Genomic DNA, 21,046 nt, shown 5'->3' on the forward strand with positions numbered 1-21,046 from the left:
TATTCTTTCGTACCGCGTGGACGGATGGAACATTAGTAATATTTTTTTATATGAGATTTTCTCCACTAAGTATGTATAATTTGGTAATTAATCCATTATATTCAGTCCTTCCGCATATTATATAAATCCACCAGATAACAAAACCTTCTGTACTTCGACTGCGCGGTTTTATCTTGTTCTAACTTGATTTCACTTACATCATCATTTAAGTGACTCAACTGCTCATCCACATTCAATCCAAAACTAAGCGCAGTTTGCATAATTACAACCAGCCCATCAAGCAGTCCATTGGGATAGGTCTGTAGAAAGCAAGCATAATCATGCAGAAGTTCTACTTTTCCAGATAAAATCTCTACAGCATATAAATTCATTTTTGCCAAACATCGAAATTCACGAGCAATCTCTTGCCCGTCCGGTCCTAAATCCTCCAACCACCCAAGTTCTACGTATCTGTAAATGCTATCCCTGGCTTGCTCGTAATCCCCCAGATGTTGATATGCAACTCCCCGCATCTGTTGACTGAACCCAAAATAATAAACAAGTGGATGCTGCATCTTAATTAGAGGTATTGTCGTCCCCATCGCCTTATAGTACAGTCGCTCTTCATATATACGCTGGGCATAGCTATACAAAATATCTGCAGTGTATAGCAGCTTATCCCACTTTTCAAAGTAATGTGCAGTTTCCAACATTTCGACAAGAACATCCGGGTTGAAGGCTTTAAGAATAGAGAGATGCAACCGTAAATCCCCCTTTTTTATCCATTTATACCTTCATTGTATATTTTGTAATCTAGAGGGTCAATATAAAAAGTACTAATAAGTACAGATTTAGTGATTATCAAGTTGCCTTTAATAGTCTGTTACGGTTAGCATTCCTCTTCTAACCTTAATGTAGAGGTGATCCTATGAATTTACCAGAAAGCGTCGGCAATCGCATTCGCGAGCTTAGAAAAGCAAAAGGATGGACACAAGAACAACTTGCCGAAGCTGCTTCGCTTCACTACAGTTACATAGGTGGTGTCGAACGAGGAGATCGAAATATCTCATTAGAGACACTAGAAAAAATTATTGCGGCGTTTGATGTTCCAGCTATAGAATTCTTTCGATTCGAGGATGAGACACAGCGTCGCAAGGCGTTGGATGAACATATGGCTTTGCTAAGCAGTAAAAGTGCAGAAGAAATAACAGCACTCACTCAGGTAACTCGAAAAGTGATTGCTGCTATTGGGTTAAGTAAGGATGAAAAGTAGCAACTTCTAAAAATTAACGTTGTTACATATCTTTTCGAATTCAAAGACTGTATAGATTGTAATTGAAAAATCACAACGATGTGTATATCCCTCAAAGCACCAATCAGATTGAAACTTAACCTTCATACATCAAAGGCCCCTTCTGCCGAAAACGGCGGAAGGGGCCTTTGATGTAGATGGAATAAGCTATTTACCATATAGTTGTGTTGTAAATGCACCACAACGTCCTCCAGCATTAGATTGGAGATGTAACTATGCCGTGTAACGGTGTCTTCAGTTCATGAGATGTATTGGCCAGAAACTCGTTTTTTAACTGATAGAGAAAATGCAACTTTTCTAACAGGTTACTGATAGTGCTATAGGCTCTCAAATCCGCTGGGCGGAGATATAGACCTAGCTGAATATAAAGATAAAAAGCCTCACGGAAACTTCCATTCCCCCTTTCTTCTATCCTTACAGTATATTTATGGCTTGCACTCTTAACCATTTTTAATATTATACTCAATATCTAAAGGTTCTAACTGAGTGCCTATTTAAAGAAATTTTTATATTCTTCAAAGAAAAAGAATACTTTTTTACGATCTTTACTAGTTGAACATTTGTTCGTATTGAGTTAAAATGAAAAATATTGCACGTTATTACGTACGTAATAAAGGAGAATGCTGATGAACTTCAGTTACACCTTCCCAGCTTTAAGAGGAATTCAAGCAGGTAGAGAATTCTATACTGTCATGTGTCCACTCCGTTTAATAGCTAAAATTTTCCTGTTTGACGAAGAGGAAATTCCTGTTGAGCATCGGGCACAACGTCTAATGAATAGGTCGCGGATTCCTGATATCACCAATTATATTTTAGAGAATCCTAAGGACTATATCTTCTCTTCTCTAACAGCAAGTGTGGACGGTACTATGAGATTCAAAGAAGTTTCAGATGAGATGAAAGACATAGGACAACTGACTATCTCTCTTGATTCTAAGTTTTTAATTAATGACGGACAACACCGTAGAGCGGCAATCGAAGAAGCCCTGAGGATCTCTCCTGAGCTTGGAGACGAAACAATTTCAGTGGTCTTTTTTCATGACTTTGGCCTTACTCGCTCTCAACAAATGTTTTCAGACTTGAATCGTCACGCCGTCAATACAACATCATCAATCGGAATACTTTATGACCATCGAGATCAATTATCATTAATTACAAAAAGTTTAATATCTGATATCCCATTATTAGAACGATATACAGACCGAGAAAAAGTATCTCTTTCTAAGAATTCACCGAAGCTTTTCGCGCTAAACCATGTTTTTAATACAACTTCTCGTCTTATCAATAAACGTAAAGGCGAACTTATATCTGAACAAGAGAAAGAATTTGTTACCGCCTTTTGGGAGTTACTATGTGTATCAATCCCAGAGTGGCAAGAAGTTATTAAAAAGAAGATCTCACCTCGAGAACTACGTATTCAATCAATCGTCGCTCACGGGATTTTTCTGGAATCTCTTGGAATAATAGGCTATTATCTATACCGGTATCATCCGGATGAATGGCAGTCCTATATTATGAAACTCAACACCATCGACTTGAGTCGAGAAAATAAAAAAGACTGGCAAGGACGCGCTTATAGCAATACTGGCAGAATTAATAAAAATGGTGAAACTATTCAGTTGACTGCAAACTTGATTAAGTCCAAAATCAACCTCCCACTCACCGAACAAGAACAGAAGATTGAAAACAAATTTAAGGAGGTGTCTATAAATGGGTAATTTAGGACTCAATATATTCAATACTGGTACCAAATTCATTGAAGCAAAAGAGTTGATTAAGGAAGTTTATTTAATGGACGAGCGTCCATGGGTTGTTGGTTTTAGCGGCGGTAAAGATTCTACAGCTGTAGTTCAACTTGTCTTTCAGGCACTTCAAGAACTTAATCCTTCTGAGCTGCACAAAAAAGTTTATGTTATCTCTTCTGATACCCAAGTGGAAACACCACTTATTATAGATAAAATCACCCGTACATTAGGTCGAATACAAGAAAAAGCATTAAATCTTGGTCTCCCAATTGAGACGCAAAAGGTCCGTCCTAAGGTTGAGCAGACCTTTTGGGCTTCCATTATCGGTAAAGGTTACCCAACACCTCGTCAAAAATTCAGATGGTGTACAGACCGTTTAAAGATTGAGCCTGCAAATCGCTTTATTCTCGATAAGGTTGATCAATTTGGTGAAGTTATTATGCTACTTGGTGTTCGTGACTCCGAAAGCTCAACACGAGCTGCAGTAATGCAGTCACATACTATTGAAGGTAAAAAGCTAATGCGTCATTCAACATTAAGAAATGCATTTGTGTTTGCTCCAATTCGGGCCTTTGATGTTGATGATGTTTGGGAATTTTTGCTTCAGTATGAATCCCCTTGGGGTGACGATAACAATGAATTGCTCGAACTGTATCAGAATTCAAGTAGCGAGTGCCCACTAGTTGTTGATAAAGAAGTTAAAGAAAGTGCAGGATCTTGTGGAAATAGCCGTTTCGGTTGTTGGACTTGCACAGTTGTTTCTGAAGATAAAGCTCTGAGTGGGTTTATTAACAATGGAGTGGATTGGTTGCGTCCTCTCTACGAATTCAGAAACTTCTTAGTACAAATTAGAGAAGATCACACGAAGAGACAAAAACAGCGGATGAATGGTGAAGTATACCTACTTCCGTATCACGAGGAACCAACACCAGAGCAAGAGATAGTTGATAAGGAAAAGCTAAAAGAATACCTCAACACAAATAACATTAACTTAGCTACTATAGAAGAACTTAATATTCTAATTAGAGAAGAAGATGGCACACATAAGCGCCTTGGGGTCGGCCCATTTACCTTAAAAGCTCGTGAAGAAATACTTAGACAATTATTACGAGCACAAAGACAAATTCGTGAGCTTCACGATCCGACTATTGAATTAATTAGTCTTGAAGAACTTAAAGTCATTCGTAAGTACTGGCATAAAGACTTGCAGTGGGAAGATCGTTTGCCATTAATCGTCGAAGAAGAAACAGGTGAAATTTATGATTGGAACCATGATGATCGCCCTGTATTCAAAGATGATCAACTCACTGACCTTGAAACATTGTGTCAAGAAGAGGGCATCAACTTGAGCGTACTCAAACAATTAATCTCAATAGAAAAAGATTATTCTGGAGTAAAAGTTAGACGCGGATTATTCCAAGCATTTGATAAAACTTTAAAGCAAGACTTCTTGCATTTATAAAGGTGGACTAGCATTTTATGCAAATAACAAAATTAGTGCTCTGTAACATTGGAGCTTACTTCGGGAATCAGAATACATTTAATTTTAAGACCAATGAAACTAAAAATGTAGTTCTGTTAGGCGGAAAAAATGGAGCTGGAAAAACAACAATTTTAGAGTCACTTAGAATTGTATTATTTGGATCAATGGCTTATGGATTTGTGAATGATAATGAACCGTACTTCCGAAAAATTTCATCCTTCCTTAATAGAAAAGCTATAAATGAAGAAAGCAATCCTGATTTTCGAATTATTATCCAGTATGATTCCACAGAGGATTTCGAAATCCAGAGTTATACCTTGACAAGAAGTTGGAGAATTAAAAATAAGAAAATCAAAGAAGACTTCTACGTTGTTAGAAACGGAAAATCATTGAATAATCAAGAAAAATCGGATTTTCAAAATCGACTACGTGAGGAAATGCCCCCTCGTCTCTTTGAACTATGTCTTTTCGACGGCGAAGATATTTCTCGAATTGTATCGGAAGAGAAGATCCCTGAATATCTTAGTGAATCTGGAAAAATCCTTTTCAACTTAGACCTTTTTATGAACTTAGAAAAAGATCTTCAGTCTTATCGAATACAATATGCGCAACAAAATGCAACTGCAGCCAAAGATATTAAAGATCAAGAAGAATTAGAATTAAAGATCGTAGAAAATAAGAAGATCGTTAGTGAAAAAGAATCTATTATTTCCGACTCAGAGCAAGAAATAGATCTTCTTAATGATGCAATTAAACAGCACAAAAGAGATTTTGATACGCATGGGGGTTTGTTAAGAGATAGACGACAAGAATTAGTCAGCGAATTGAATACAATCGAAAATCAACGCAAATCTAATTCTGAAAAAATACGTTCGCTTACTACCAGCCTCCTTCCTTTTTACATTACGAAAGATTTACTTGGTAAGGTTGTAAAACAGCTTGATTTAGAGAAAGAAACTGAATCTTTTGAATATATAACCTCTTCATTAGAGAAAGATAAGCTAATTAAGCTTATTGATCAGTTACAACAACTAAATAAAACAAAACCTATAGATATTGATATTGATCTGCTACATAAGGGCCTTTTAAACATTATGCAGCCTGAGCATATCCAATTATTACATCGCGCATCCTTCGCACAACGTAGTGAGATTCTGCAGTTATTTAATCAAATTCAAAAGTTAGAGCCTGAATTTTACCTTCAACTTTTCGATCAGAACGCTGAGTTGCTCGTTCAAGCCCAGGTAATTCGAAAAACAATAGAACAGAATGATCACTCTAGCGAATTTAAAGATCTCTTGGAGCAAATTGAGAATAAGACAAAACGTGTTGAGCAGTTGAGATTACTTATTGAACAGTCTACTAAAGAAGTTCTTGAAGCAAATGATGCTATCCGAGTGCATATGATCACTTACAATAAAATTACGGATAAAATCAGGGACTTTCATAAAGCTGAAAATTCCTATGTCATGACCGAAAAGCTCTTACACGTCAGCAAACGTTTTAGAGAAAGACAATGGCGTAAAAAGTTAGATGACGTAGCCAACGAGTCAACTAAAATGATTAATATTCTTTTTCGAAAAAAAGCTTATATTGAACGAATTCATATCGATCATCTAACCTTTGAGCTGCATCTCTTTGATCGCCAAAAAAATGAAATTACGAAAGAACGTTTATCTGCTGGCGAAAAAGAAATGCTAATGCTTACTGTTATTTGGGCCATGTTTAAAGTCTCTGGTTGGAAACTCCCATTTGTATTTGATACGCTCATGGGACGACTAGACCAAGACCATAAGAAAGCATTAATCGAACATTTTATTCCTAAATGTGGAGAGCAAGTATTAATGTTTACAACCGATTCTGAGGTCTCTGCCGAACAATTTGAATTAATAAAAGGTAATACTGCTAGATTCTACACTTTAGAATTTGATGAAATCTTCGATAGTGCAAAGATTGTTAAAGGGCGCTATTTTAACTTTAGTAAGGAGAGTGTTCTACTTTGAATTTTACTTTGCGAACCTCCAAATATGCTAAAGATATTCTTACCCAACTTCATGCATCAACCGGTATCACACCAAATATTCTAATCCGCTATGCTGTTAGCCTCTCTCTTAGAAACAGTACAACTGATAATAAAGTAATACCTATTACTAAAGACTTTTCAGATGGTCTCGTGCTCAATCGAAATACTGTTACGGGAGAATATGACTATGTTTTTAAGGTCCTTATCACACAAGCTGCTGAGAAGCAATTAACTGACGAGGATTACTTTCCTGGATACTTTAATGCGCATTTAGAGCGAGGAATCCGCTCCTTAGCAGGTGAGTTTAAGAGTACTGGAAATTTTGAACGCTTTATTCGAGCTTTACTAAGTTAATAGGATGTAGGAGGAATCTAAATGCTTTATTTAGATAATAGTGCCACTACCAAAATTCTCCCCGAAGTACTTGAGGCAATGATGCCTTACCTCAAGGAGGAGTACGGAAATCCTTCCAGTAAATTTTACTCTTTAGCCGAAAATGCAAAAAAAGCTGTCGCGAAAGCTCGTGAGCAAATAGCATCGTTGCTTGGTTGCGATCCAGACGAGGTTATCTTTACCAGCGGAGCAACAGAGAGTAACAATATGATTATAAAAGGCATTGCCGATTATTATAACGACGGCAATATCACGAATAAACGCTTACTCACCTCGAAGGTGGAGCATCCTTCTATAATAGAAACCTTTAATTTCCTAAGTGAGCGTGGGTTTGAGGTTTCATTGATAGATGTTGATCAGTTCGCAAGAATTGATGTTCAAAAAGTAAAAGAAGTGACTGAGCAAGCTCAGCCACTTCTTACATCTATCATGTGGGGTAATAATGAAATCGGCTCACTAAATCCAATTGATGCACTTTCCGATCTCTTTAAGGATAACGGTTTGTTCTTTCACACTGACGCTACACAAGTAATAGGAAAAGTCCCTATTGATCTTAATAAATTAAAAGGAATTCGCTTCTTGTCAATGTCTGGCCATAAGATTGGTGGCCCAAAAGGTATTGGAGCAGCAATCATTCGAAAACAGACGAAAGAAATATATACTCGGATTACACCTCTTCTGCATGGGGGCGGACAGGAAAATAATTATCGTAGTGGTACCTTAGCGGTTCACAATATTGTTGGCTTAGGCAAAGCTGCTGAACTAGCTACAGCTAATTTAGAGCAAAATGTGAAACGTTTGAGGGAATTAGAGGATTACTTAACTAATATCTTTAAGACCAACCTAGGAAATAAAATTAAATTCAACAGCGATACAAAAGATAAAATCCCCGGTTTAATTAGCTTACAGTTTATTGGTGTTAATAACGAACTCTTACTTAAGAAGCTTGCCGGCCATGTCGCCCTTTCCACTGGATCAGCTTGTAGTTCAAGTAAACCAAGTCATGTTTTAAGTGCATCTGGTAAAACTCTAGAGGAAGTTCGGCAGACTATTCGTGTGACTTTAAGCCCAGAGCTTAGCGAGAACCAATTAGACATATTCAAAGAAATCCAGTAATTTTTTTCATTTTCTGTAGCCTATTTGAATATTAATTTTCATCTATAACATTCAGGAGTCGATACTTTGAAACTTTACGATGCCGCTATTTTAGCCCTTAAAGAAATAAACTCCCCCTCTCCTGTTCACGAGATATTGAAAGTAATAAAAAAGAACCATTGGTTTGATTTTAATACAACTGATGAGCTGGGTGTTTTGAATATGACATTAAAGCGAAGGACCCAAGATTATATTATATCTCAAGCTATCAAAGTTAAAAGTTTCCGACTTAAAGATGGTTTATTTTCTTTAATTGAAGATAGAGATGCCATGGACTCTGTTCCCCTTAAAGTCGAATTAATTGAGTGGAAGAGCCGTAGAAATAGATGCATTGAAGATATTAAAAAGTGTCTAAAATCAAATAAGCTATCATTATTTTTAGGAGCAGGAGTCTCTAGATCTGCTGGGATTCCAACATGGGATGTATTATTAGAGAAAATTAATGAAGCTGTCTTTAGAGAAATGAAAAATAATAAAAATGAAGGTAAATTAAGAAACTATCGAATATCTAGTAAAGAAGCAGTTGCCCTAACAAATTTATTAAGTCAATTAGGCGATGATTCCCCAATTATTAACGCTTCTTTTTTAGAAACTAACTTAGGTAATAATTCATTATCAAAAGAAATCCGGGCAGCCTTATATGGGAAAGGTAGACGTAAAGTTTTCACTTCACCCACATTACAGTGGCTAGCCAAATTATGTAACCATAGAGGGAGCTATCAAGTACAAAGCGTGGTTACCTTTAATTATGATGATTTGTTAGAACAGCATTTAAAAGAGGTCCCACTAACTTATATGCCAATATTTAAAGAAGATGATGAAGTAGAACCTAATTGTTTGCCAGTATACCACGTTCACGGTTACCTACCACAAAACACTCAAATCTATGATTCTCATCCTATAGTGCTTACTGAAAAGTCATATCATGATGTTTATACTAACTCCTACTCTTGGTCAAACATAACTCAGCTATTAACTTTAAAAGAAAATAATTGTGTATTTATTGGCTTATCAATGAGTGATCCAAATATGAGGAGAATATTAGATATAGCAGCGGGAAAAAACCATAACAAGGTAAAACACTTTGCATTCATGCAGCGACTTGAATTAGAAATTGAAGAAAGACAGTTAGAAGATGATATCAGCACAATATCGGAAGAGATACTAGAAGCTTTTTTAGAAGACTTCCATCTTTCTCGAGAAAAACACTATGCTCGGTTAGGAATTCAAATTGTTTGGTTTGAAGACTTGGCAGAGATTCCTCAACTAATCAAATCACTAGTGGATTAAAGGAACAGCCTGTACTTCGATAATCATTAAAGTACAGGCTGTTAGTAGTCATTTAATTAGTAAAAAAATTATTCTTTATTTAATTCCCAAAAAGCTCGATCTCTCATCCAAACCGGCTGCCCCGATCCTGCCTTCATAATACTATAATGTTTCTGTAATGATTTGATTCGGTTCATAATATTCTCTTCCTCAGCCTTACTCTGCGTACTGAACACCATCCGAATCTCTTTAGCAGATAACTCAGAAACATTATGAACAATCCATGTAAGAATGTAATTTGCATAATCATTATCCGATGTTGAAAAATGACTCAGGAACTGTGTAGATAGAATGGTACCTACTCCATATTCTCTACCTTCCTTAAGAATTTTCTTAATTGAGGTGAAATCCTTGCTAAGAAAATTATCTGCTTCATCAACCAGAATCATCTTTGTAATCTCACGATAATTACCGTTAATACCACTATGACCCTGCATCTGCATTTGATTATAAAATACATCGAGAGTAATCGATACTACTAAATTCTGAATACTTGCGTTAAATCCAGATAGGTTAATAACAGTAATACCATCGATCATATCAAAAAGTGAGATTGTCTTACTAGCATCAGGCTCAAAGACCTCCATCTCATAAAGCTCTTGAAGCGCTGCGTATAGACTATCAACTTTCACATCTTCTCGCTCTGTATAAAGTTCATAGATATCACTTAGAGTAGGAGCTGCCTTTTCCCAAGTTATTGCGTCGTTTTTGATAATACCTTTTTGGTTGTAGGCATCCATTATTACTCCTTTAAGAGTATTCACTTGTACCTGTCCAAGGTTAAATGCCTTTGCGATCGTATCTGTCAATGTGCTACTAGTATGCACTGGCAACAGTGGACGCAACGGTTTCGTTACATAGAGAGATAATGGATTATATGGTAAGTGGTATAAATCATAGACCTTCGCACCTGTAACTTCAGTGAAATCCGATTTGATATAGTCGCCTTTGTAATCAAAAATCAAGATTCCAATTGGCGTTTCATTCACGTTATCAGTACTGTTACGAAGTATCTGAGTAATCAAGGATTTAGTGAATTGCGTTTTCCCTGTACCCATTGTTCCAATAATGCCTGTGTTAGTGTGCATTATTTTATCAGTCGAGGTCGGATACCATTTTACTTCTTCTTGACTCTGTGCATTGTGACCGAACAAAATCTCCAATGGTTTTACAGGTTTAACTTCAATTTTTAAATTGCTATTTGTATGATCATTATCAAGGGAAGGCTGCACGTAATTATCTGTTCTGTAGCTACCTGATTGATCAGCGGCATTTTCACAATAGTTGTCAGTGTTTTCTTTTCTATAAATTAAACCTATTTCTGATTTATACAACTTTGAAAGAAGTTGATCTGATCGAATATCCCCATCCTCACTTTGGATATGGTCCTTAATTTCCTCAATATTCTTAATGATAAAATCATATCCGCTCTTTTCTGGATAATCAAAGACTAAGACATCCTCTGTTCTTTTGATTCCTGAAAATACACAATCTTTTTTAAAGGAGATGACTGCTCCATCACCGATATACTCTTGCAGTGTATTTGAAATTCTATAATCATCGTTGAGCAATCTTCCCCTCAACCTACTGTCCGTAACATTTCTCCAGTATTGCTCTGGCCAGATCGAGTAAAGATTCATTTTTTCAGCACTAGCGATCGCTAATTGTATAAAGAAGTTACGATATAATTTCGATTTAAAGACGTTCTCTTCAGATTCTAACAAGAAGTCTATTAACAATTTTTTAGTTTCCTTAACTTGGTCTACAGCCTTATCATATACTGACTTAGGGTTATTCCCAATCTTCACTTCAATCGGATAGAAGTGAACCGTTAGATCTTCGCCCTGCTCCTCAATACCAATTAGTAGCAAATCATCGCTGTAAGAGCCAAACTTTCCAAGGTTCCTAGCTGAAAACAACCCTTCCGATTGCCTTAGTCCAGTACCACCAGATATTCGTAGAATCTCTTCCATTGAGATAGGTATCCATATAATATCCCGATGGGCAAAAGCAGCTAAAGCCAATTTTACAGCAGACAAAATACTGATTTTTTCTTTCGGAAACTGATTTTTTTGAGCCAATAATCGTAACAACCAGTTTCCGTTAATTGCATTAAAAAAATTGATTATTGGAGGCAACACTTCATCAGATGCTATAATTTGGTGAGAGTCCAAAAATTCTTTAATTAGCCGTTGATATTGCTTCGAGCGTCTTGTCACAGTGATTGCATCAAAGCCACTAGAAGAGGTGTACTGATCACTGTAATGGATAACAAGCAAATCCTTCTGCTCATCATTATTCTTAAAGAAACTGAGATCTACCTTGGGTTCAATAAAAGTAACCCAATGTGACGAATCGTATACAGCATCTAACTTTTGCTTATGCTCGGCAGAGATAGCAGTTACGATATTCATATCTTCTTGATAATTATCTAGTGTCCTTGCAACTCGAAGCAAAGAATTGAGTTTAGGAACAAGGTTTAGCAACGGTGCTTCGGATGTTCTGTAATATTTAGTACCAAACCCTGTCTTGTAATCCTCATTAATGAATACTGATGGAACACCAGATACCAATCCAAATAAGGATAAGCCTGTAATAATCTCAGATGCATTGCTTGTGGCTACTTGTTCTATTTTGCTCATTTGGTAGAAGGTAATATGGCAGTATTCATATTGATTAGTGACAACATCACGTGAATAAAATTTAACTTGGTCTCTAAAGATATTTAATATCTCTTCGGAGTGGTATCCTTCTAACTCCAACTTTAAGTTGAAATTTTTAGCAATTTCCTCTGCATCAGAGTACTGTGACATCTCTTCAAAGACATTATTAATCCCTTTTTCTGCATAGATATGTAGTTCGATAGGGAGTAGGTCACTCTTCTGAACCTCTCTCTTAAGCTGTCTTTTATAAAATTCAAACAACCCTTGCAGAATTTCCTGACAATCACCCATATTAATTGTGTTTATTTTCAAAGGTGCTCGATAATCTAAATCGAACAAATAAGAAAAATGCTCAGTGAATTCTTCGATCTTCTCCTGTACCAGCTTATTTACAAAGAGTTTTGAGGACTCAAATCTCGGTAGACTTTGGTCAATATAGGTTGTCCATTCATATGAATCGCTAGGTTCAATCACTTTATACAAACCGCCATTAAATGAGACATAAGGAACTAGATGTGTTGGTCTTAATGTACGGAGCAGCTCATCATTAATCGTCTCTTTGTCAATCAAGTCCTTTAGCTGTAGTTGATAAGCAAGATTAAGCGGGTGCAGAGGCGTATATAGCCATTCTGGGTCCTTAAGTCCTTTACGAATTGTGCCTAGTAAAACTAGATCACGTTGTGTTTGAACTAACGATTGTCCGTTTTGCAATTGTTCTAATTCTTTAATATATACTTCAACATAGGCTCGAGCTAGTAAGGAGTAATCTTCATCCAAATAAGCCAGACTGGGAAGCAGTTGGTTATCACGGAAGTAACGAAGTAGATTAATATAAGCTTCTCTAACGGTTTCTGGCACGTTAATTTGTTCCGGGTGAAGTTCACCAGCTTCTTCCGTAAAGTACAGATGATTGGTACCAATTAGTTTCAGTTCACGTTCAAGATTCTTTTTGAATTCACCTTGGGCATAAGTTTCACGAGTACCTTGTATGATTTTCATCTTATCATTTTCTATACGGTACTTAAAATGATCCTGTTTCTCACGTTTTAATTTCCATACATTAAATCCACCAATCGGAACAGGTCGTTCAACTACATCCTGGACAGAAAGTGGGATTTCAGTCATCGGTAGTTTTATAGCAAAGTGAATTAAGTCTTCCTCACCTTGATTTTCCGAGTTTTTTGTAACCACTAGCTCTTCAGATTCTGTAATTTGAAATTGATTATTTTCAAAATCTTCCATGAGCTCCACCTGAACTACATCGGATTTACCTTTGTTAAAGATCCACTGCTCATGGTCTGAATTAATTAAAATACTCGAATGTCTTAATTTTGATTTTACTAGGTTGATTGTGTAGGAAGTCTGGATCGCCTGAAGCAAATTTTCTGACGTTTCTACAATCGCTATTCTAAACTCATAAGTTGGTGAAACATCTGTTTTATATTTAACTCCATAGAATGTTGTTTGTCCTGGGGCATGTGTAAGTTCTACCTTTATTTTTTTCCCCGATTGCTCAGGATTAATGTTATGTTTTATTGCAATTCTAGAAATAAAATCTTGTTTAATAAAGTCGTTAAACTGAAACTCCAAAGTAACTTTTTTTTGTTGTTCAGGATTAAATACTATAATATTACGCTTACGCTGTTGGCTCTTTCCTTCTCCATCTGCTCTTTCCCAGTAAATTAGGCCTTCATTAGTTGCTTTTACTTTTTTAGTAGACTCTATATACTCTAGCCCCTTACCCTCTAGCTTCTTCTGATTAGACTGTTTTACTTTTCCGAAGTCAGTTAGTTGCCATTCCATATCAGAGAGCAATTTTACGCCCTGCTCATCAAAATGCCTTTCCAAGCTAATATCAATAGGACCATACTGATGGGCCAATTCAACATTACTGAAAAGACTGTGATTTTCAGTTAAACGAGCTTGAATTTGCTTTTCCGTCATAGGTGTATTGAAAAATTCCGAATCCTGAAACAAACCAAAATCTTTATAATCGTAATTTTCAAGCCTTTCGTTGTTTAGAACGGTAAGAATTTTCTCATAATCAAACAAGGTTACTTGCTCATGGATTCCTTGTTGAGCTCTATTCGTCTCCATACTAAATTTTAGTATTTGCTTTTCCGGTTTTGTAAGAAGGGAATTCTCCATCATATTCTGAAGATTCTCTTCAATTGAGTTAATGTGGAACGGCATTCCTTCTTTGTCAAATGAGGTCATACCCTGTACTAAGCTATCTAGGTTTGAGTTGTGAATTAGTAGCATGGCTTTATCGATAAATAGCTCTTCATTAATTCCTACTTTATTCCGCAGCGTAGTTAGAAAATCTGGTGTCACCTCGTCAGTATTTGAAGCTATTAAAACTTTGGCATTTGATCCCATCAGAGATTTGGATTGGTAGATTCCTTCCTCTGTTTGCATATAAAAGGGCTCAGCTGTGGATAATGATTTAACTTGTTCCACAAGCAATTCTACTTGCTCATCACGTTCAAATTGAATATGATATTTATCTCCTGGCTGAACATTTGTACGAATAAAGAATTCCACAATCTGCTCAGCCAAGTAATTATAAAAATGCTTTGACATAAATAGCATCCCCACTATCACTTTTTTTCTCAAGTAAGTTAAGTTTCTCAAAATAATCAACAATCGCTGTTTGTGTATCTCGGTCAAATATCATACCCCGTGCCTCGAACTTTTCGAATAGTCTTTTCAAACGGATTTTACTCTCATCTTTAATCATTAATTTAGTCAAAAACAAAAGATAATCTGTATCAAGTATGAGCATTTTACCAGAACGTCCTCGTGACTTTAAAAAAGTTTTCTGGCAAAAGTGAACGAACCATTGTCTGTACTCGTTATAAGGCTTCGATCGAGAAGTTTGGTTAAATTGATGGTCGATCATCCTGAATAACTGATCTATTTTATTTAGAACCGACAATTCATACCGTTCAGTAAATGTCCCCATTAGCATCCATTTACTGTCCCCAGACAACTTTTGCTTATATTCTTCAGTCAATAGGTCAATCTCTTCTTCAAGCGCCACTTGCTCTTCTCCTGACATTTCACGGATACAAGTAGCAATTTGCTGATATGAAAATGGGGCATTCCAATTTTCTTCCTTATGTTCATTAGATGTAAAGTTCAACATTTTTAAAAGGTTAATATGCGAGAAAATTTTCCCAATAGATTTCTCGAGATTTTTCCACCCATACTCGTAACTCACACGGGTTTTAGACAATCTTTCTTCTTCTTCAAAGGTAAAATAGATTGGCCGAATTTTCTGATCAACCGAGTTAAATAAACTTTCACTTTGGATGGCAAACTGTGTAACGTAAAAGAAGTAATAATAAGAGATAATTTTCTCAACTTGTTGGGTAAATAGATCACTTTTTGTAGATAACCATTGGAAATCTTGAAAAAATAACTTTGATACCTCTGGCAGCATAAGTGCATAATTATTTTTAATTTCGTTAGCAGTTATTAGTTCAGGTAATGACCTAAAGAGCAATGTACTCATCAGGTCAGATTCATTTTCAGTCGCAACATCTACAGACCACGCATCTCGTTGATTCCAAAGGACGTTATATAAAAAGAGTGCTAGCTTTTTATTTTCATTGTCGACAGTATTGATGTAATACAACATTTGAGGATGAAATAAATAAAGCTGCTCATTCTCGTCCAAAAAGAGCGTCTTAACCATTTGTTTGAATTCGCCACGTTGATTTGCCTGTCCAAATGAAATAGAATCTAAAACATTACTTAATAGCTTTTCAGCATCAACAGCCTCAGGTAATTTTTTTCGTCCCACCAGCCGCATAAACTCCCCAACAACTTCTCTAAAATTGTACTGTGTTTCTTTAAACTTTGTGGTGTAGGGCAAAAATTCTAGTGGGATTCTAGGATTGTGTTTAATAGAAGTTTCAAACTTAAACTCTTTTCGTATTTCCTCTAGATTTATAAGATAACTCATATTATTCACGTCTCCATAAATGAGTATTGATCAAAAGTTTCATCATACTGCAGGCGATAGCGGGTGGACTTTCCAAACTGCTTGCTTTCGAAGATAATTTCATTCTTCTGATTACCGGAGTTGTTCAACTTTTCAATAAACTCAACGAATTTAATAAACTGAAATTTGTCCTTTTTATTTGGACGGTATCCGTTCTTAATTCGAATTATTAAGGCATAAAGAGAATAATCAACATCGATAGAGGGAACAGTTGCATCGCTCTCATAAGTCACATTTTTGGTTTTGAATTGAATAGTCATCATCGTCAAAAATTTAAATAATTCCGAATGAGAAAGAACACTTCGCTTGTCTATATGAGGATCAATCTCTAATTTTTGAAGAGCATGATATTGTGTCTGTGGCTGACCTATCTGAACATATACCAAGTCACCGTTAGCTTCTCCATTCCATTTGTAGATCGCGTCACGCACTTCGCCTTTATATAGATTGGCTAATTTACTAATATCCCTCTTGTTCCAGTAGAATAAATACCTCATAAATTGCTCATATGTTTCGTCAACAAAAAAACTATGTTCCTCCTTAGGGAGGAAGTAATATAAATATACAAATAGTTTGATTAGTCTTTTCTTGAAGTTTTGTTCCTTACCATCCGAATTCCGCCATGGCGAATTTTGAAATATGGATTTTGATAAATAAGGTAGTCTACTGACGTTAATATGATTGGCGAATAGGCCTGCTCCTTCTTTAAGAGATTTAAATTCTATTAGATATCTATCCATCTGCTCTGTTCGTATCCGGGTCGGATTGATTTGGTCAATCGCTCGATGAATGGCTGATGCATCAACCTTCTCGAAGATCTGGAACGGAAGCAAACAGGCTACATAATCCTTAAAATCTTGCTCTTGTACGTATTCGATAATTTGATTATGACTCATATTCTCCATAACAGATGGAACAAGCAAGTTATACACAAAATCTAGCAAGGCGCGTGTAGAGATGATTAGTTTTTCCTTTACCATAACTTGAATCAAGAGCGCGATGATTCTATCTTGCACATCCTCATGCTGTAGTAAATCATAGTTTTGGATGATTGGATTCTTCGATGCGCTTTCTCGATCTTCTTCAAGATCTCTAAGGTAAGCTTGATAAAAGGGATTATCTACTGTATTCTGAGTAACTTTTTGGAAGATCCCTTTTATATAATCCGATTTTGGTCCTTGCTCAGTCAGCTGATACATATGATAGTCACTAAAATTCACATATCGAAAAATATGATCATCTGGACTAACTTCATCAGCAATTACTGACTCTAGAATTTTTTTTTGATATACATAAGCCTTTAGTCTAGAAAAGGCCTTACCTTCTTCAGAATCAACGAAGTTATTTAAGGCTCCTAAGTTGATGGCTAGAATGATATTTATGGTTCCGCCAACTTCTAGCTCAGCATCAGAAAATGGTTGTAGTACATTGGATAAAGTTTCAATGGATGTTCTTCTAGGAGAAAAGCTTTCAGTAGCATCATTATGTAAATAAAAATTTGATTCATCGTTTAGAAAGGGATATTTGCTTTTTAAGTAAGATAAGATATGGGACTTTCCATCTCCGACCCCACCACAGACTAAAATCAATCGTGCTTCGGACGATTCATAGGCTTCATTAATCTGTTGCTCAAGTTCCACTTCTACTGGCCGTTGAATATGCAAGTATTTCTTGAAATCACTAAAGCCCTCCAGGTTTTCAACGGCTTCTTTGGATGATTGTTTGCATTTTTTCAGAACATTGATGAAGTGTTGAGACTGTGTTGTACTCATAGGATTCCTCCATTACTCTGATGACCGAAGTATTATTTGTAATTAACCTTGTTAAATAGAAGGTCTTAAGATATAGGCCATTAGTAACTACATATTTTTTTAAGTATACCTTGTTTGGAGATTGGTGGGAAATGTAAATACTCATCATTATTGATATTGTTGATCTCTAGTCCCAAACTAATTACATAATTAGAAATTCCAATTTTAAACCCTCCACTTTTAAAGTTATAAAAAAGACCCGCAAACTTTATTTGCGGGTTTACATATAACTAGATTTCCTAAATCAGCTGACCTTCTAATACTTATTATGAAAATATTCTTTTCAAGAAACTGTGATGGTCTTCATTCACAACCACCAAACCTTCCCCAGATTCATTCGCAGTCTTAACATTAAATTTAAATACACTAGTTAAGATATTGATAATTTCATTTGAATCTTCCTCTGAAATATCTTCAAACCATTCAGGGAATTTTTCATTTTCAGATAATATATTATATAAATACGGATTTCTTAAATAAGTACTATCTAATTTTGCTATGAAATCGGCTTGTTTACTAAATAAAACTTTATAGAAGTTATAGATATCTATATAGTCTGCTTCTAGCTTTGATACATAGTAAAATTTCCCATTAAGATTAAACTTTATTTTCACCTCACAGTTTACTACTTCATTCTCATATTTACTTATTGATATCCTTATAAAATTACCATAATCCTTAAAATTTAGTGAACCAAGTAATGAATCTATAGTTAGTTCAACCTTGATCTTTTTATTTATCCTTTGACTTAGCCGTAGATATTCATTATATTCCGCTTCCGTCATTAAAAATATATTATGCGCCCAATAATTTCGGTAGTCATAAATTCTATTCCATTCTTCCACTAAATCAGGTTTAATATGAGCATAAATATCCTCAGAATATAGGTCATTAGCATTACCCACGGAGATTTTCAATTGATTTATTTCATCAACAATATCATCCGTAATTTCATTTAAATCTTCACTTTTCTTAGCTGCTTTTAAAATATCCAATTTACTATCTAATAAATCTAACTTTTCAGTGATAATACTTCTATTCCTCCTAATATTTTCTTTAACAAAAACACTTAGGTTTTTGAAATTATGGTCATCCAATGGGTTAGCAAGGTATTTAAAAACATCGTCTTTCCTTCCTGTTTTTCGGTCATATGTATTATCATTAGATACTAGATATTGGTTTCTCCACAAAGGTCCTACTTGACGAAGCATCTTAATTTCTATTAAGTTTCTAAAGTTCCTTTCAAGTTCATAAATAGAAGAAGATATCTTCTCCAAATATTCAACGGTTTGGGAATCATAAAGAATTGAAAGATATGTTCCATCAATCATTCCCAATGTTTCAATAATTGCTTTTTTTGTTTTTTCATACTTTTTCGGCTTCTCCGCTTTGTCAAATATCGAGAAAAATATCATCTTTTCAACTGGATTAAATACATAATCAATATTGTCAAACTCCTCAGAGGACAATACTTCTTTTAGTGTTTCATTACTATATGTTTTTGTGAATTGCAAAACAAAATGCGTATGATGCAATTTGCATTCCTCCAAATAATATTTTCCTAATAACTGCATATTCACTCTTCCGGCTTTTCAGGTTTATCCTCTTGTGGATCCTGCTCTTGCATAATTTCCTGAGTGCCGATGCTCGCTCTTAAATCGACGTTTATCTCCTCCGCTGCGGCTTGCTCATCAGGTTCAGTTGTACCAAATTGATTTGTTTTATCCACTGGAACAAGTTGTTTAATTATTTCTTTTTCAGTTTTATTTTGAGCTAACAAATCTGTTAGTAAATTATTTGTTAACTGTAGAAAGGCACTGAAAGGTTCATATTTCGTTGCATCAACTGAAAAATATCCACCATTATCAAGAAAACCTTTGGGTATAACTTTAGAGAGCAGTTTATTAAAAGTAATTTTGTTCTGTAATGTTATTCCGTTTTCAACTAAATATTTATTGCAATCCAGATATCTCTTCAGCGATTCATTACATTCAGAAGATTTATTAATTCTAAACACATAATCAAAAACCAATTCCTTCGGTAAAAAATTATTTAGTATAATACTAATTTTATCTTTAATATTAATAAGAGCCTCAATATCATCGTTTACTCCCTCAGTATCGAGTTTGTTAATCAATATCTTACTTATATAGCTTAATGTTATTTCTTTAACGTAAAAATTTTTATCTGTGGGCTTCTCCTTTAGTTTTAGAAAAATATAATCCCAAAAGGCTCTAAATACAGAATAATAATTGTCATTTTTATATAAATGTTTCTTATTATCAACTAAGACCCCTTCAATTGTACTCAATGTATTTTTAAACTTTTTTTGTAAGAAATCCTCTATTATTTCAATACAATTCAGCATATGAGAATAAACTATCTTTTCTTTTGACTGCTTACCTTCCCATTCAATTATTTCTTTTATATCGAGATGGTCTGAGACGTATTTCAATCCTATTAAATTTGAAGTTGTAGTTGAAAAACGATCTGAGACGTTATTTTGTACTTTCGTACTCTTATCGTTGATTGTATGGAACAATTTTCTATGTAACTCTGGACTTAATTCTTCTATAATCAAAAAGGGTATTTTCTTAGAACCAAATTCAGAAAGAAATTCTGTATCAGCCAGTATCTCATTTATTGCCTTAATCCGATGTTGCCCATCTATAATAGTAAGGCTACTTTCTTCAATCTCCATTAGGCTATTTACAGAATCATACTTTATTTTATTTGAGCAATTCATTATTACTGGTGGAAAAAAGATCTCCTCTCCTTCATTTTTCATATATTTTATTATTAAATCCACGCTGGCATCATTAATTAATCGATTCATAGATTGGTCTTTAACAATATTTACATACTTTCCAACCTCATTATATGACATGAAGCCAGTAAAACAATTTTTGGTATTCCAGAAATAAACAACTGCTTTTATTTTTCCCCTTTTCGCCATTCATATATTCCCCCTACTTATTTCATTGTTTCTAACTGTCTATCTTAGAAATATCAACTACATCCTCCTAAAAGCCCCCTTTGAAGGATAGGGTAGCATATAAAAGCCTATAAACCTAACAATAATATGCTATATATTAATTCTACATCTAATTATTTGCATTCTAACACAGTAAAAGTAAACAAATT

General features: G+C 35.1%; 14 protein-coding genes. 7 read left to right on the forward strand and 7 right to left on the reverse strand.

Annotated features, from left to right (window positions below; all coding sequences use genetic code 11):
• Positions 1–101: 101 nt before the first annotated feature.
• Positions 102–740 carry a DNA-binding protein gene (locus tag ACQKMP_RS27320; RefSeq protein ID WP_427472058.1) on the reverse strand — a complete coding sequence of 213 codons (639 nt, stop codon included), beginning with the start codon at positions 738–740 and terminating at the stop codon, positions 102–104.
• A gap of 167 nt (positions 741–907) precedes the next feature.
• On the opposite strand from ACQKMP_RS27320, the gene ACQKMP_RS27325 reads away from it, so the two are divergent.
• On the forward strand, positions 908–1,252 hold the full coding sequence (locus tag ACQKMP_RS27325; protein ID WP_339189535.1) for a helix-turn-helix transcriptional regulator: 345 nt from the start codon (positions 908–910) through the stop codon (positions 1,250–1,252).
• A 235-nt stretch (positions 1,253–1,487) separates the two neighbouring features.
• On the opposite strand, the gene ACQKMP_RS27330 is transcribed toward ACQKMP_RS27325, so the two are convergent.
• Positions 1,488–1,739, reverse strand: coding sequence for a histidine kinase dimerization/phospho-acceptor domain-containing protein (locus tag ACQKMP_RS27330; RefSeq protein ID WP_427472061.1), 252 nt, complete (start codon positions 1,737–1,739; stop codon positions 1,488–1,490).
• 178 nt (positions 1,740–1,917) lie between these two features.
• On the opposite strand from ACQKMP_RS27330, the gene dndB reads away from it, so the two are divergent.
• The 6 genes from dndB to ACQKMP_RS27360 all read left to right on the forward strand — a co-directional run bounded on the left by dndB (position 1,918) and on the right by ACQKMP_RS27360 (position 9,380).
• Positions 1,918–3,009 (forward strand): DNA sulfur modification protein DndB, encoded by a 1,092-nt coding sequence (gene dndB, locus ACQKMP_RS27335; protein ID WP_339189532.1) that lies wholly within the window; start codon positions 1,918–1,920, stop codon positions 3,007–3,009.
• Complete coding sequence (gene dndC, locus ACQKMP_RS27340) at positions 3,002–4,498, forward strand: DNA phosphorothioation system sulfurtransferase DndC (protein WP_427472063.1); 1,497 nt, start codon at positions 3,002–3,004, stop codon at positions 4,496–4,498. The genes dndB and dndC overlap by 8 nt, the downstream gene beginning before the upstream one ends.
• Before the next feature lie 17 nt (positions 4,499–4,515).
• A complete protein-coding gene (dndD, locus tag ACQKMP_RS27345) occupies positions 4,516–6,522 on the forward strand; it encodes a DNA sulfur modification protein DndD (RefSeq protein ID WP_427472065.1) in 2,007 nt (668 codons plus the stop codon).
• Positions 6,519–6,896 carry a DNA sulfur modification protein DndE gene (gene dndE, locus ACQKMP_RS27350; RefSeq protein ID WP_339189527.1) on the forward strand — a complete coding sequence of 126 codons (378 nt, stop codon included), beginning with the start codon at positions 6,519–6,521 and terminating at the stop codon, positions 6,894–6,896. The genes dndD and dndE overlap by 4 nt, the downstream gene beginning before the upstream one ends.
• A gap of 21 nt (positions 6,897–6,917) precedes the next feature.
• Positions 6,918–8,051 carry a cysteine desulfurase family protein gene (locus tag ACQKMP_RS27355; protein WP_339189526.1) on the forward strand — a complete coding sequence of 378 codons (1,134 nt, stop codon included), beginning with the start codon at positions 6,918–6,920 and terminating at the stop codon, positions 8,049–8,051.
• Positions 8,052–8,117: 66 nt separating this feature from the next.
• Positions 8,118–9,380: an SIR2 family protein gene (locus ACQKMP_RS27360; protein WP_339189524.1), complete on the forward strand. Its 1,263-nt coding sequence runs from the start codon at positions 8,118–8,120 to the stop codon at positions 9,378–9,380.
• Positions 9,381–9,448: 68 nt separating this feature from the next.
• Here the strand turns inward: ACQKMP_RS27360 and dptH are convergent, their stop codons facing one another.
• From dptH to ACQKMP_RS27385, 5 genes are all read right to left on the reverse strand, one after another.
• Positions 9,449–14,665 (reverse strand): DNA phosphorothioation-dependent restriction protein DptH, encoded by a 5,217-nt coding sequence (gene dptH, locus ACQKMP_RS27365; RefSeq protein WP_427472067.1) that lies wholly within the window; start codon positions 14,663–14,665, stop codon positions 9,449–9,451.
• Positions 14,646–16,052 (reverse strand): DNA phosphorothioation-dependent restriction protein DptG, encoded by a 1,407-nt coding sequence (gene dptG / locus ACQKMP_RS27370; RefSeq protein ID WP_427472069.1) that lies wholly within the window; start codon positions 16,050–16,052, stop codon positions 14,646–14,648. Before dptG ends, dptH begins: the two co-directional genes overlap by 20 nt.
• 5 nt (positions 16,053–16,057) lie before the next feature.
• A complete protein-coding gene (gene dptF / locus ACQKMP_RS27375) occupies positions 16,058–17,863 on the reverse strand; it encodes a DNA phosphorothioation-dependent restriction protein DptF (RefSeq protein WP_339189519.1) in 1,806 nt (601 codons plus the stop codon).
• 305 nt (positions 17,864–18,168) lie between these two features.
• Positions 18,169–19,476 carry a hypothetical protein gene (locus tag ACQKMP_RS27380; protein WP_339189518.1) on the reverse strand — a complete coding sequence of 436 codons (1,308 nt, stop codon included), beginning with the start codon at positions 19,474–19,476 and terminating at the stop codon, positions 18,169–18,171.
• Positions 19,477–19,478: 2 nt separating this feature from the next.
• On the reverse strand, positions 19,479–20,858 hold the full coding sequence (locus ACQKMP_RS27385) for a DGQHR domain-containing protein (protein ID WP_427472072.1): 1,380 nt from the start codon (positions 20,856–20,858) through the stop codon (positions 19,479–19,481).
• Between the last annotated feature and the right edge of the window lie 188 nt (positions 20,859–21,046).

The sequence above is a fragment of the Paenibacillus sp. NPDC101420 genome (genome assembly GCF_050277435.1).
GTDB lineage: Bacteria > Bacillota > Bacilli > Paenibacillales > Paenibacillaceae > Paenibacillus_AQ.

Bases quoted from the DNA above. Each gene is read 5' to 3' on its own strand.
- dndC (WP_427472063.1), top strand. From the start codon at position 3,002: ATGGGTAATTTAGGACTCAATATATTCAATACTGGTACCAAATTCATT.
- ACQKMP_RS27330 (WP_427472061.1), bottom strand. From the start codon at position 1,739: ATGGTTAAGAGTGCAAGCCATAAATATACTGTAAGGATAGAAGAAAGG.
- dndD (WP_427472065.1), top strand. From the start codon at position 4,516: ATGCAAATAACAAAATTAGTGCTCTGTAACATTGGAGCTTACTTCGGG.
- ACQKMP_RS27385 (WP_427472072.1), bottom strand. From the start codon at position 20,858: ATGGCGAAAAGGGGAAAAATAAAAGCAGTTGTTTATTTCTGGAATACC.
- ACQKMP_RS27380 (WP_339189518.1), bottom strand. From the start codon at position 19,476: ATGCAGTTATTAGGAAAATATTATTTGGAGGAATGCAAATTGCATCAT.
- dptH (WP_427472067.1), bottom strand. From the start codon at position 14,665: ATGTCAAAGCATTTTTATAATTACTTGGCTGAGCAGATTGTGGAATTC.
- dptF (WP_339189519.1), bottom strand. From the start codon at position 17,863: ATGAGTACAACACAGTCTCAACACTTCATCAATGTTCTGAAAAAATGC.
- dptG (WP_427472069.1), bottom strand. From the start codon at position 16,052: ATGAGTTATCTTATAAATCTAGAGGAAATACGAAAAGAGTTTAAGTTT.
- ACQKMP_RS27325 (WP_339189535.1), top strand. From the start codon at position 908: ATGAATTTACCAGAAAGCGTCGGCAATCGCATTCGCGAGCTTAGAAAA.
- dndB (WP_339189532.1), top strand. From the start codon at position 1,918: ATGAACTTCAGTTACACCTTCCCAGCTTTAAGAGGAATTCAAGCAGGT.
- ACQKMP_RS27355 (WP_339189526.1), top strand. From the start codon at position 6,918: ATGCTTTATTTAGATAATAGTGCCACTACCAAAATTCTCCCCGAAGTA.